Annotated in this window: 12 protein-coding genes and 2 tRNA genes; 13 read left to right on the top strand and 1 reads right to left on the bottom strand. The window is 58.9% G+C overall.

Features of this window, described 5'->3' with window-relative positions; genetic code table 11:
* The 5 genes from dapB to AB4O36_RS22540 all read left to right on the top strand — a co-directional run bounded on the left by dapB (position 1) and on the right by AB4O36_RS22540 (position 6,458).
* A complete protein-coding gene (gene dapB / locus AB4O36_RS22560; RefSeq protein ID WP_460140309.1) occupies positions 1–807 on the top strand; it encodes a 4-hydroxy-tetrahydrodipicolinate reductase in 807 nt (268 codons plus the stop codon).
* A 261-nt stretch (positions 808–1,068) separates the two neighbouring features.
* The gene (gene carA, locus AB4O36_RS22555; RefSeq protein WP_460118255.1) at positions 1,069–2,205 is read left to right on the top strand and encodes a glutamine-hydrolyzing carbamoyl-phosphate synthase small subunit; all 1,137 of its coding nucleotides are present in this window, start codon (positions 1,069–1,071) and stop codon (positions 2,203–2,205) included.
* Positions 2,206–2,324: 119 nt separating this feature from the next.
* Positions 2,325–5,546 carry a carbamoyl-phosphate synthase large subunit gene (gene carB, locus AB4O36_RS22550; RefSeq protein ID WP_460118253.1) on the top strand — a complete coding sequence of 1,074 codons (3,222 nt, stop codon included), beginning with the start codon at positions 2,325–2,327 and terminating at the stop codon, positions 5,544–5,546.
* A 2-nt stretch (positions 5,547–5,548) separates the two neighbouring features.
* A complete protein-coding gene (gene greA, locus AB4O36_RS22545) occupies positions 5,549–6,025 on the top strand; it encodes a transcription elongation factor GreA (RefSeq protein WP_460126823.1) in 477 nt (158 codons plus the stop codon).
* 28 nt (positions 6,026–6,053) lie between these two features.
* Positions 6,054–6,458 carry an MFS transporter gene (locus tag AB4O36_RS22540; RefSeq protein WP_460140308.1) on the top strand — a complete coding sequence of 135 codons (405 nt, stop codon included), beginning with the start codon at positions 6,054–6,056 and terminating at the stop codon, positions 6,456–6,458.
* A 9-nt stretch (positions 6,459–6,467) separates the two neighbouring features.
* Here AB4O36_RS22540 and AB4O36_RS22535 read toward each other — a convergent pair whose 3' ends face one another.
* Positions 6,468–6,776, bottom strand: a complete 309-nt coding sequence (locus tag AB4O36_RS22535) for a YhbY family RNA-binding protein (RefSeq protein WP_460118249.1) — start codon at positions 6,774–6,776, stop codon at positions 6,468–6,470.
* 101 nt (positions 6,777–6,877) lie between these two features.
* On the opposite strand from AB4O36_RS22535, the gene rlmE reads away from it, so the two are divergent.
* The 8 genes from rlmE to AB4O36_RS22495 all read left to right on the top strand — a co-directional run bounded on the left by rlmE (position 6,878) and on the right by AB4O36_RS22495 (position 13,318).
* The gene (gene rlmE, locus AB4O36_RS22530; RefSeq protein WP_460118247.1) at positions 6,878–7,507 is read left to right on the top strand and encodes a 23S rRNA (uridine(2552)-2'-O)-methyltransferase RlmE; all 630 of its coding nucleotides are present in this window, start codon (positions 6,878–6,880) and stop codon (positions 7,505–7,507) included.
* 202 nt (positions 7,508–7,709) lie between these two features.
* Entirely contained in the window at positions 7,710–9,611 is a 1,902-nt protein-coding gene (gene ftsH, locus AB4O36_RS22525) for an ATP-dependent zinc metalloprotease FtsH (protein ID WP_460140307.1), read from the top strand.
* An 8-nt stretch (positions 9,612–9,619) separates the two neighbouring features.
* Positions 9,620–10,471 carry a dihydropteroate synthase gene (gene folP / locus AB4O36_RS22520; RefSeq protein ID WP_460140306.1) on the top strand — a complete coding sequence of 284 codons (852 nt, stop codon included), beginning with the start codon at positions 9,620–9,622 and terminating at the stop codon, positions 10,469–10,471.
* Positions 10,472–10,487: 16 nt separating this feature from the next.
* Positions 10,488–11,825, top strand: coding sequence for a phosphoglucosamine mutase (gene glmM, locus AB4O36_RS22515; RefSeq protein ID WP_460118241.1), 1,338 nt, complete (start codon positions 10,488–10,490; stop codon positions 11,823–11,825).
* Positions 11,826–11,891: 66 nt separating this feature from the next.
* On the top strand, positions 11,892–12,647 hold the full coding sequence (gene tpiA, locus AB4O36_RS22510) for a triose-phosphate isomerase (RefSeq protein WP_460118239.1): 756 nt from the start codon (positions 11,892–11,894) through the stop codon (positions 12,645–12,647).
* Between the two features lie 4 nt (positions 12,648–12,651).
* On the top strand, positions 12,652–13,035 hold the full coding sequence (gene secG, locus AB4O36_RS22505) for a preprotein translocase subunit SecG (protein WP_017336473.1): 384 nt from the start codon (positions 12,652–12,654) through the stop codon (positions 13,033–13,035).
* A gap of 22 nt (positions 13,036–13,057) precedes the next feature.
* Positions 13,058–13,143 (top strand) — tRNA-Leu (locus AB4O36_RS22500).
* Positions 13,144–13,241: 98 nt separating this feature from the next.
* Positions 13,242–13,318, top strand: a tRNA-Met gene (locus tag AB4O36_RS22495).
* Positions 13,319–13,377 lie beyond the last annotated feature (59 nt).

Here is a 13,377-nt window from a genome sequence, read left to right as displayed (position 1 = left end):
ATGCGACGTATAGCTGTCATGGGCGCCGCTGGCCGCATGGGCAAGATCCTCGTCGAAGCGGTGCAGCAGCGCGCGCCGCTGACCGGTCTGACGGCCGCCATCGTGCGCCCCGGCAGCACGCTGATCGGCGTGGACGCAGGTGAGCTGGCCTCGCTGGGGCGTATCGGCGTTCCGTTGTCCGGTAACCTGGAATTGGTGGCGGAGGAGTTCGATGTGTTGATCGACTTCACCCTGCCGGAAGTCATGCTGAAAAACCTCGCGTTCTGCCGCAAGGCTGGCAAGGCGATGGTCATCGGCACCACCGGGCTGGATGCTGCTCAGAAACAGTTGCTGGTCGAGGCGGGCAAGGACATTCCCATCGTGTTTGCCGCCAACTTCAGCGTCGGGGTGAACCTGTCGCTCAAGTTGCTCGACATGGCCGCGCGCGTGCTGGGTGATGATGCCGACATCGAAATCATCGAGGCGCATCACCGGCACAAGATCGATGCGCCTTCGGGCACCGCCTTGCGCATGGGTGAAGTGATTGCCAGTGCGCTGGATCGCGATCTGCAGAAGGTCGCGGTGTATGGGCGTGAAGGCCACACCGGTGCGCGGGAGCGGGAAACCATCGGTTTCGCCACTGTTCGTGGCGGTGATGTGGTGGGTGATCACACGGTTCTGTTCGCTTGTGAGGGCGAGCGACTGGAGATTACCCACAAGGCGTCCAGTCGCATGACCTTCGCCAAGGGCGCGGTGCGTGCCGCGTTGTGGCTGGATGCTCGCGAGCCGGGCCTGTACGACATGCAAGACGTGCTCGAGCTGCGGTAAGATGCCCCCCGAAACCGGAAGCCGATTCAGCGTCGGCCCCGGTTTTGTTACGCCAAGCGACGTCCTGTCGCATTCTCCAGCCTTTAGGGCTCATTGGCGGTAGACCAAAAAACCCTTTTTCTGTAAGCTACAGCTTTAGTGTGTCCACTAAAAGCGCGCAGAAAATTATTCAGTGAAGAAGCGGGGTGACGTGTCCATACGTCACTCCGCTTTTTTACAACCTGCGATCGCCCTTTCAGGCTTTATTTACGGGAGGTCTTCTTGACTAAGCCAGCCATACTCGCCCTTGCTGATGGCAGCATTTTTCGCGGCGAAGCCATTGGAGCCGACGGACAAACCGTTGGTGAGGTGGTGTTTAACACCGCAATGACCGGCTATCAGGAAATTCTTACCGATCCTTCCTACGCCCAACAGATCGTTACCCTGACTTACCCGCACATCGGCAATACCGGCACCACGCCGGAAGACGCCGAGTCGAACCGCGTATGGTCCGCTGGCCTGGTCATCCGTGACCTGCCACTGGTTGCGAGCAACTGGCGTAACACGATGTCCCTGTCCGATTACCTGAAGGCCAACAACGTTGTGGCCATCGCTGGTATCGACACCCGTCGCCTGACGCGCATCCTGCGCGAAAAAGGCGCGCAGAACGGCTGCATCATGGCCGGTGACAACATTTCCGAAGAAGCCGCCATCGCCGCCGCCCAGGGCTTCCCTGGCCTCAAGGGCATGGACCTCGCCAAGGTCGTCAGCACCAAGGACACCTACGAGTGGCGTTCGACGGTCTGGGACCTGAAAACCGACAGCCACGCGACCCTCGAAGCGTCTGAGCTGCCTTACCACGTCGTGGCGTACGACTACGGCGTCAAGGTCAACATCCTGCGCATGCTGGTCGAGCGCGGCTGCCGCGTGACCGTGGTTCCGGCACAAACCCCGGCTGCCGACGTGCTGGCACTCAACCCTGATGGCGTGTTCCTGTCCAACGGTCCTGGTGACCCAGAGCCTTGCGATTACGCCATCCAGGCGATCAAGGACGTACTGGAAACCGACATCCCGGTGTTCGGCATCTGCCTCGGTCACCAACTGCTGGCTCTCGCCTCCGGTGCCAAGACCCTGAAAATGGGCCATGGCCACCACGGCGCCAACCACCCCGTCCAGGACCTGGACACCGGTGTCGTCATGATCACCAGCCAGAACCACGGTTTTGCGGTGGACGAAGAAACCCTGCCGGCCAACGTTCGTGCGATCCACAAATCGCTGTTCGACGGCACCCTGCAGGGGATCGAGCGTACCGACAAGAGCGCCTTCAGCTTCCAGGGTCACCCGGAAGCCAGCCCTGGCCCGAATGACGTAGCGCCACTGTTTGATCGCTTCATCAACGAGATGGCCAAGCGTCGCTGATCGCTGGCCCTGATGCAGCAAGGCCTTAAGGGCGGTCCCGACACCGGTGGCCCCCTCAAGGCTCAACAGATTGAACAAGACGGCTTGCCGACTGACCTGCGGATTTGAGTGACAAACCCATGCCAAAACGTACAGACATTAAAAGCATCCTGATTCTCGGCGCTGGCCCGATCGTGATCGGCCAGGCCTGCGAATTCGACTACTCCGGCGCCCAGGCCTGCAAAGCCCTGCGCGAAGAGGGTTACCGCGTCATCCTGGTGAACTCCAACCCGGCCACCATCATGACCGACCCGGCCATGGCCGACGCTACCTACATCGAGCCGATCAAGTGGCAGACCGTTGCCAAGATCATCGAAAAAGAGCGTCCGGACGCGCTGCTGCCGACCATGGGTGGCCAGACCGCGCTGAACTGCGCCCTGGACCTGGAGCGCGAAGGCGTCCTTGAAAAATTCGGCGTAGAGATGATCGGTGCCAATGCCGACACCATCGACAAGGCTGAAGACCGTTCGCGTTTCGACAAGGCCATGAAAGACATCGGTCTGGCGTGCCCGCGTTCCGGTATCGCCCACAGCATGGAAGAGGCCAACGCGGTCCTCGAGAAACTGGGTTTCCCTTGCATCATCCGTCCGTCCTTCACCATGGGCGGCACCGGTGGCGGTATCGCTTACAACCGTGAAGAGTTCGAAGAAATCTGCGCCCGTGGTCTGGACCTGTCGCCGACCAAGGAACTGCTGATCGACGAATCCCTGATCGGCTGGAAAGAATACGAGATGGAGGTTGTCCGCGATAAGAAGGACAACTGCATCATCGTCTGCTCCATCGAGAATTTTGACCCGATGGGCGTGCACACCGGTGACTCGATCACCGTGGCGCCGGCACAGACCCTGACCGACAAGGAATATCAGATCCTGCGTAACGCCTCCCTGGCGGTACTGCGCGAGATCGGCGTGGAAACTGGCGGTTCCAACGTTCAGTTCGGTATCTGCCCGAACACCGGCCGCATGGTCGTGATCGAGATGAATCCGCGTGTATCGCGTTCCTCGGCCCTGGCTTCGAAAGCCACCGGTTTCCCGATTGCCAAGGTCGCGGCCAAGCTGGCCGTGGGCTACACTCTTGACGAGCTGTCGAACGACATCACCGGCGGCAAGACCCCGGCGTCCTTCGAACCGTCCATCGACTACGTCGTGACCAAGCTGCCGCGTTTCGCCTTCGAGAAATTCGCCAAGGCTGACGCGCGTCTGACCACCCAGATGAAATCGGTGGGTGAAGTCATGGCCATCGGCCGTACTTTCCAGGAATCCCTGCAGAAAGCCCTGCGCGGCCTGGAAGTGGGCGTTTGCGGCCTGGACGAGAAGCTCGACCTGAGCAACCCGGAAAGCATGAGCGTGCTCAAGCGCGAGCTGACCGTGCCGGGTGCCGAGCGCATCTGGTACGTGGCTGACGCGTTCCGCGCCGGCCTGAGCGTCGAAGACATCTTCGGCATGAACATGATCGACCCTTGGTTCCTGGTGCAGATCGAAGACCTGATCAAGGACGAAGAGAAGGTCAAGACCCTCGGTCTGTCGGCCATCGACCGCGATCTGATGTTCCGCCTCAAGCGCAAGGGTTTCTCCGATCAGCGCCTGGCCAAGCTGCTGGGTGTCACCGAGAAGAACCTGCGCACTCACCGCCAGAAGCTGGAAGTGTTCCCGGTCTACAAGCGCGTCGACACCTGCGCGGCCGAGTTCGCCACCGACACCGCCTACCTGTACTCGACCTACGAGGAAGAGTGCGAGGCAGCGCCGTCCAACCGCGACAAGATCATGATCCTCGGCGGTGGCCCTAACCGTATCGGCCAGGGTATCGAATTCGACTACTGCTGCGTACACGCGGCACTGGCCCTGCGCGATGACGGTTACGAGACCATCATGGTCAACTGCAACCCGGAAACCGTTTCCACCGACTACGACACGTCCGACCGCCTGTACTTTGAGCCGGTGACCCTGGAAGACGTGCTGGAAATTGTGCGTGTCGAGAAGCCAAAAGGCGTGATCGTCCAATACGGTGGCCAAACGCCGCTGAAACTGGCCCGTGCCCTTGAGGCGGCTGGCGTGCCAATTATCGGCACCAGCCCTGACGCTATCGACCGTGCCGAAGACCGTGAGCGCTTCCAGCAAATGGTCGAACGCCTGAACTTGCGTCAGCCGCCAAACGCCACCGTGCGCAGCGAAGATGAAGCCGTTCGCGCCGCCGCCAAGATCGGTTACCCGCTGGTGGTGCGTCCTTCGTACGTGCTGGGCGGTCGGGCGATGGAAATCGTCTACAAGGAAGAAGAACTCAAGCGTTACCTGCGCGAAGCGGTGCAAGTGTCCAACGACAGCCCGGTGCTGCTGGACCACTTCCTCAACTGCGCCATCGAGATGGACGTGGATGCGGTCAGCGACGGCAAGGACGTCGTGATCGGCGCGATCATGCAGCACATCGAACAGGCTGGCGTTCACTCCGGTGACTCCGCTTGCTCGCTGCCGCCGTACTCGCTGCCGGCGCACATCCAGGACGAGATGCGCGAACAGGTCAAGAAAATGGCCCTGGAACTGGGTGTGATCGGCCTGATGAACGTACAGTTGGCGCTGCAAGGCGAAGACATCTACGTCATCGAAGTCAACCCACGCGCTTCGCGTACCGTACCGTTCGTGTCCAAGTGCATCGGTGTTTCCCTGGCAATGATCGCTGCGCGCGTGATGGCCGGTAAGACCCTGAAAGAACTGGGCTTCACCAAGGAAATCATTCCGAACTTCTACAGCGTGAAAGAGGCGGTGTTCCCATTCGCCAAATTCCCAGGCGTTGACCCGATCCTCGGCCCAGAGATGAAGTCCACCGGTGAAGTCATGGGTGTCGGCGACACCTTCGGCGAAGCCTTTGCCAAGGCCCAGATGGGCGCCAGCGAAGTCCTGCCGACCGGCGGTACTGCGTTCATCAGCGTACGTGATGACGACAAACCGCTGGTTGCAGGCGTCGCCCGTGATCTGATCAACTTGGGCTTCGAAGTGGTTGCCACAGCAGGTACTGCCAAGCTGATCGAAGCCGCAGGCCTGAAAGTGCGCCGCGTGAACAAGGTGACCGAAGGCCGTCCGCACGTGGTCGACATGATCAAGAATGACGAAGTCACGCTGATCATCAACACCACCGAAGGTCGCCAGTCGATCGCCGACTCGTATTCCATTCGTCGTAATGCCTTGCAGCACAAGATCTACTGCACCACCACCATTGCTGCGGGCGAGGCCATCTGTGAAGCGCTGAAGTTCGGTCCCGAGAAGACCGTGCGCCGCTTGCAGGATCTACACGCAGGGTTGAAGGCATGAGCATAACCAAGTACCCCATGACCGTTCAGGGCGCTCGCGCCCTGGAAGAGGAGCATGCTCACCTGACCAAGGTCGTCCGTCCGAAGCTCAGCCAGGACATCGGGACGGCTCGTGAGTTGGGTGATTTGAAGGAAAACGCCGAATACCACGCTGCCCGCGAGCAGCAGGGTATGGTGGAAGCGCGTATCCGCGACATCGAAGGCCGCATGCAGAACGCTGTGGTCATCGACGTCACGACGATTCCTCACACCGGTAAGGTGATCTTCGGCACGACCGTCGAGATTGCCAACGTCGAAACCGACGAAAGCGTCACTTACCAGATCGTTGGTGAGGACGAGGCTGACATCAAACTCGGCAAGATCTCCGTGGGTTCGCCTATCGCTCGCGCCTTGATTGCCAAGGAAGAAGGCGATGTGGTCGGCGTCAAAACGCCTAGCGGCGTTATCGAGTACGAGATTGTCGAAGTCCGCCACATCTGAAGGCAGGCGCCCGCTGCGTGCGGGCGCCATGCTTTGGCAACTGACCCAGATGCTGTGGGTAGGTGGCCTCTGGTTGTCGCATATCGGTCTGCCGCCGGTGCTGGGTCGAATTGGCCTGGCCCCGCTGCTGGTGGACGAAATTGCAGGCATGCTCAATGCGCTGATGGTGGCATTTGCCGCAGCGTGTGTGGTTTTCCAAGGGATGGTGCTGGTGCGGACCGAAGGGCTTTCCAGCCTATGGCGCGATATTCGTGGGCAGTTACTGCTGATGGCGCTTTATGCCAGCGCAATGTTTTTCGCGGTACTTCTCGGTTGGCCGGATGCCGTTCGTTGGCAGGTATTCAGTTATCTGATCCTGGGCTTTTCCGGGGTGGTGCTGGTTTTGCAGCCGGTGCCGGGATGGAGTGGCGGGGTGCGTCATGCGCACCCTTGACCCTTTCCATCACTTGAAGCGATGGACGTTCGACAGCTGCTTGTTGACGCTGAAGTTCTTGCGGTAGATCAGTGCCATCTTGCCGATGACCTGGACCAGATCCGCCTTGCCGACCTTGCACAGCTCTGCAATGGCTGCCAGGCGCGATTCGCGGTCGAGAATGTTGAGCTTGATCTTGATCAGCTCGTGATCCGCCAGCGCGCGTTCAAGTTCGGCTAACACACCTTCAGTCAGGCCGTTGTCTGCCACAATCAGGACTGGTTTCAGATGGTGGCCAATGGATTTGTACTGTTTCTTCAGCTCTGGAGTGAGCGGCATAATCTGACCCTTACGTCTGGATTCTGTAAAATGGCGGCCATTTTACCCGAGGGCTCGTTGATCCGCCCAATTAATCACGACCCTAATCATCGAGGTGCCCAGTGGCGCGTTCCAAGACAAGCCTTGGTTGGCTGAAAAGACATGTCAATGATCCCTATGTGAAGCAGGCGCAGAAGGATGGCTACCGCTCGCGTGCGAGTTACAAGCTTCTGGAGATCCAGGAGAAATACAAGCTGATCCGTCCTGGGATGAGTGTGGTTGACCTGGGTGCGGCCCCCGGCGGCTGGTCGCAGGTCACCAGCCGGCTGATCGGTGGTCAGGGGCGCCTGATCGCCTCGGACATCCTGGAGATGGACAGCATCCCGGACGTTACTTTCATTCAGGGTGACTTTACCGAGGACTCAGTGCTCGCGCGGATCCTTGAAGCCGTTGGTAATTCGCAGGTGGACCTTGTGATTTCCGATATGGCCCCCAATATGAGTGGTACGCCTGAAGTGGATATGCCCAAAGCCATGTTCCTTTGCGAGCTGGCCCTCGATCTGGCGGAGCGGATACTCAAACCTGGTGGCAATTTTGTAATCAAGATTTTCCAGGGCGAAGGGTTCGATGTTTACCTGAAGGACGCTCGCAAGAAGTTCGACAAGATCCAGATGATCAAGCCGGACTCTTCCCGTGGCACCTCTCGCGAGCAGTACATGCTGGCCTGGGGTTTTCGCCGCGGAAACGGGTAAAGCAGGTTTTTTTCGCAGGGTCGATAGGTTTTTCGTATTTCGCCCTGTGGGCATAAGCGAATACTGTGTAGAAAGTGTTTCACAAAGGGTTACAGACGGCGCCTGCCAAGCCGTACGTAATGTAGTAAGTTAGGCCGGTGAATATCATGCGAAGCGCGCGCCATTAGCGGAGCTTGCTTCAGAGGGTAGTTAATTGAACGATATGGCAAAGAATCTGATCCTGTGGTTGATCATTGCGGCTGTCCTGGTGACGGTGATGAACAACTTCTCCAGCCCTAACGAGCCGCAGACCCTCAACTATTCCGACTTCATCCAGCAGGTCAAGGATGGCAAGGTCGAGCGCGTAGCGGTTGACGGCTACGTGATCACCGGCAAGCGCAACGATGGCGACAGCTTCAAGACCATTCGTCCTGCAATCCAGGACAATGGCCTGATCGGCGACCTCGTGGACAACCACGTCGTGGTTGAAGGCAAGCAGCCCGAGCAGCAAAGCATCTGGACCCAGCTACTGGTTGCCAGCTTCCCGATCCTGGTGATCATCGCCGTGTTCATGTTCTTCATGCGCCAGATGCAAGGTGGTGCTGGCGGCAAGGGCGGGCCGATGAGCTTTGGCAAGAGCAAGGCGCGCCTGCTGTCCGAAGACCAGGTGAAAACTACCCTGGCTGACGTCGCCGGTTGCGATGAAGCCAAGGAAGAAGTCGGCGAGCTGGTTGAGTTCCTTCGCGATCCGGGCAAATTCCAGCGCCTGGGCGGCCGTATTCCTCGCGGTGTGCTGATGGTTGGTCCTCCGGGTACCGGTAAAACCTTGCTGGCCAAGGCGATTGCCGGTGAAGCCAAGGTGCCGTTCTTCACCATTTCCGGTTCCGATTTCGTCGAAATGTTCGTCGGTGTCGGTGCCAGCCGTGTTCGGGACATGTTCGAGCAGGCCAAGAAACACGCACCGTGCATCATCTTCATCGACGAAATCGACGCCGTCGGTCGCCATCGTGGCGCTGGCATGGGCGGCGGTCACGACGAGCGCGAGCAGACCCTCAACCAGTTGCTGGTAGAGATGGACGGCTTTGAGATGAACGACGGCATCATCGTCATCGCTGCAACCAACCGTCCGGACGTTCTGGACCCGGCGTTGCTGCGTCCTGGCCGTTTCGACCGCCAGGTAGTGGTCGGTCTGCCGGATATCCGCGGTCGCGAGCAGATTCTCAAGGTTCACATGCGCAAAGTACCAATGGGTGACGATGTCGCTCCAGCGGTTATTGCTCGTGGTACTCCTGGTTTCTCCGGTGCGGACCTCGCCAACCTGGTCAACGAAGCCTCTTTGTTCGCCGCACGTGCTGGCAAGCGCATCGTGGAGATGAAAGAGTTCGAGCTCGCCAAGGACAAGATCATGATGGGCGCCGAGCGCAAATCCATGGTCATGTCGGAAAAAGAGAAGCAGAACACCGCTTACCACGAGGCGGGTCATGCCATCGTTGGTCGCATGGTTCCCGAGCATGATCCGGTCTACAAGGTATCGATCATTCCACGTGGTCGTGCGCTGGGTGTGACCATGTTCCTGCCCGAAGAAGACCGCTACAGTCTGTCCAAGCGTGCCTTGATCAGTCAGATCTGCTCGCTGTACGGTGGCCGTATCGCTGAAGAAATGACCTTGGGCTTCGATGGTGTGACCACTGGCGCATCCAACGACATCATGCGTGCCAGTCAGATTGCACGGAACATGGTGACCAAGTGGGGTCTGTCGGAAAAGCTCGGTCCATTGATGTACGCCGAAGAAGAGGGCGAGGTGTTCCTCGGTCGTGGCGGTGGTGGTCAGAGCGCCAGCTTCTCGGGTGAAACAGCCAAGCTTATCGACTCCGAAGTGCGCAGTATCATTGACCAGTGCTACGGCACCGCCAAGCAGATCCTCACGGATAACCGTGACAAGCTCGATGCCATGGCCGATGCCCTGATGAAGTACGAAACGATCGATGCTGAACAGATCGACGACATCATGGCGGGCCGTGCTCCTCGCGAGCCTCGCGACTGGTCGGGTGGCGCCGGTACACCGCCGCCAGTGCAGGATCCTCGTCCGGAAGCCCCGATCGGCGGTCCAGCTGCTGACGTTTAAGGTTTGAAATGACTTCTGTTCAGTCCTCGACCCGGTTGCCTTTTGGCAACCGGGTTCTTGATTTGGCCCATACGCATGTCATGGGCATTCTCAATGTCACCCCCGATTCCTTTTCCGATGGCGGTCGATACAGCCATCTCGATGCGGCCTTGCGTCATGCCGAAGCCATGGTGCTGGCGGGCGCGACGCTGATCGATGTCGGCGGCGAGTCTACCCGGCCTGGCGCCAGAGCGGTTTCGCCGCTCGAGGAGCTTGAGCGGGTGGCTCCGATTGTCGAGCGCATCCATCGCGAGCTGGATGTGATCATTTCGGTCGACACCTCCACTCCTGCGGTCATGCGCGAAACGGCGCGCCTCGGCGCGGGGTTGATCAATGACGTTCGTGCGCTGCGTCGTGAGGGCGCGCTGGACGCGGCGGCAGATACCGGTTTGCCGGTCTGCCTGATGCATATGCTCGGAGAACCGGGCGATATGCAGGATAATCCGCACTATCAGGACGTCACTCAGGAGGTTGCCGCGTTTCTCGCTGAGCGCATGGCGCAGTGCGCTGCAGCAGGCATTCCGGCAGAGCGGATCATCCTCGATCCGGGTTTTGGCTTCGCAAAAAACCTGCAGCACAATCTAAGCTTGTTCAAGCATATGGAAGCCCTGCATGTCTTCGAAAGGCCCCTGTTGGTTGGGGTTTCGCGCAAGAGCATGATTGGTCAGGCCTTGAATCGCCCGGTCGATGAGCGACTGTCGGGTGGCCTGGCGCTCGCGGCACTGGCATCTATCAAGGGGGCGCGTATATTGCGCGTCCATGATGTGGCCGAGACTGTCGACGTCGTGCGCATGATCGCTGCAGTGGAATCAGCCGAATAAGAAACATGGAGCACTTATGACTAAGAAATACTTTGGCACCGACGGCATTCGCGGTCGGGTCGGCGAATACCCGATTACCCCTGAATTCATGCTCAAGCTCGGATGGGCAGCGGGCATGGCATTCCGCAAAATGGGTGCCTGCAAGGTCTTGGTAGGCAAGGACACGCGGATTTCCGGGTATATGTTCGAATCAGCGCTTGAAGCCGGGCTGACGTCGGCGGGCGCCGACGTGATGCTGCTGGGGCCTATGCCGACACCGGCTATCGCTTACCTGACGCGCACGTTCCACGCCGAAGCCGGCATCGTGATCAGTGCTTCGCACAACCCTCACGATGACAACGGCATCAAGTTCTTCTCCGGCAAGGGCACCAAGTTGCCGGATGAAGTCGAGCACATGATCGAAGAGTTGCTCGATACCCCGATGACGGTGGTGGAGTCGAGCAAGATTGGCAAGGTGTCGCGCATCAATGACGCCTCGGGCCGTTACATCGAGTTCTGCAAGAGCAGCGTACCGACCGGCACCAGCTTCGCCGGCATGAAGATCGTGATCGATTGCGCCCACGGTGCAACCTACAAAGTGGCGCCGAGCGTGTTTCGTGAGTTGGGTGCCGACGTTGTTGTGCTTTCGGCACAGCCCAACGGCCTCAACATCAACGACAACTGCGGCTCGACGCACATGGGGCCGCTGCAGGCAGCGGTCCTGGCTGAGCATGCCGATCTGGGTATTGCGTTCGATGGTGATGGCGACCGGGTGCTGATGGTCGACCACACGGGCGCGGTCGTCGATGGCGATGAGTTGCTGTACATCATTGCTCGCGACCTGCATGAGCGTAATTGCCTCAAAGGCGGCGTGGTCGGGACCTTGATGAGCAACCTGGGGCTGGAACTGGCGTTGGCGGACCTGTCGATTCCGTTCGTGCGTGCCAATGTCGGCGACCGTTATGTCATTGCGGATCTGCTGGAGCGCAACTGGCTGGTTGGTGGCGAAAATTCGGGTCACATCGTCTGCTTCAATCACACCACGACCGGTGATGCGATCATTGCGGCGCTGCAGGTGCTGATGGCGCTCAAGACCCGATCCGAAACCTTGGGTCAGGCTCGGCAGTCGCTGCGCAAATGTCCTCAAGTGCTCATCAATGTACGTTTCGGTGGCGGTGCGAGCCCGCTCGAACATGCAGCGGTGAAAGAGGCCAGCGAGCGTGTCACCAAGGCCATGGCGGGGCGCGGGCGTGTGCTGTTGCGCAAGTCCGGCACCGAGCCATTGGTGCGTGTCATGGTTGAAGGCGAGGACGAAACCCTGGTTCGCGGCTATGCCGAAGAGCTGGCAAAACTGGTTACTGAAGTTTCTGCCTGAATTCGGCTTGCCAGCCATGATTGTGTTGGGTAACATCTGCGCCCACTTTGACCGACGAGGTACAGCATGCGTCGCCCTATGGTAGCTGGTAACTGGAAGATGCACGGTACCCGCGCCAGCGTCGCTGAGCTGATCGACGGCCTGAGTCAAATGGCTTTGTCTGGCGGTGTTGATGTCGCGGTGTTCCCGCCTTCCTTGTATATCAATCAAGTGATTGATGGCTTGAAAGGCAAGTCGATTTCGGTCGGCGGCCAGAACTCCGCGGTGGAATCCGGGCAGGGTGCTTTGACTGGCGAGATTTCGCCGAGTCAATTGGTGGATGCAGGTTGCTCCCTGGTGCTTGTTGGGCACTCGGAACGCCGCCAGATCATGGGCGAGCAGGATGCAATGCTGGTTCGCAAGTTTGCAGCGGCGCAGGCAAGTGGCTTGATTCCGGTGTTGTGTGTAGGGGAAACCCTCGAGCAGCGCGAAGCGGGGAAAACTCTTGAAGTGGTCTCGCAGCAGCTGGGCAGCATTGTCGATGAGCTGGGTGTCGGCGCTTTTGCCAAGGCAGTCATTGCTTACGAGCCGGTCTGGGCCATTGGTACCGGGCTGACTGCTTCGCCGCAACAGGCGCAGGATGTGCATGCAGCCATCCGTGCTCAGTTGGCGGCAAAGAATTCTGAAGTCGCACAAGGTGTGCGGCTTCTATACGGCGGCAGCGTGAAGGCGGCCAATGCGGTCGAACTGTTCGGCATGCCGGATATCGATGGGGGGCTCATTGGTGGAGCTTCCCTGAATGCAGATGAGTTCGGTGCGATTTGTCGCGCCGCGGGAAACTGAAAAAATGCTGGAAACAGTCGTAGTCGTTTTTCATCTGCTGGGTGCATTGGGCGTAGTTGCTCTCGTATTGCTGCAGCAGGGTAAAGGTGCGGACGCTGGTGCGTCTTTCGGGGCAGGTGCTTCAAATACTGTGTTCGGAAGCCAAGGTTCCTCTACCTTTCTTAGTAAGTTTACTGCTATACTTGCCGCCGGTTTCTTCATAACCAGCTTGGGGTTAGGTTACTTTGCTAAAGAGAAAGCTCACCAGCTGACTCAAGTAGGTTTGCCTAACCCGGCAGTGTTGGAAGTACCAAAGCAACAACCGGCTTCTGATGATGTCCCGGTGCTTCAAGAGCAAAAGTCGGCTACTCCAGCGACTGACGTGCCTCCAGCTCAAGAGCAGAAGTAAGAAGGGTTTCAAACGTAGTATTGCCGAGGTGGTGGAATTGGTAGACACGCAACCTTGAGGTGGTTGTGCCCATAGGGTGTAGGGGTTCGAGTCCCCTTCTCGGTACCAATTAGTCAGGAGAGCCCGCTGTTGCGGGCTTTCTTGCAGGTGGAAGGTTACATTGACCCTGTAGGGTGTTCAGTCGTATACTTCCGCCCCAGCTTTGTCGCGGGGTGGAGCAGTCTGGTAGCTCGTCGGGCTCATAACCCGAAGGTCGTCGGTTCAAATCCGGCCCCCGCAACCAGTTTCAGGAGCCCCTATTCAGGGGCTTTTTGTTAGCTGAATACTTTTGACGCCGATTTT

It is taken from the genome of Pseudomonas sp. S2_E01 (assembly GCF_054668365.1).
Note: the sequence above shows the minus strand (reverse complement) of the source record. Positions and strands in the feature narration are given on the sequence as shown.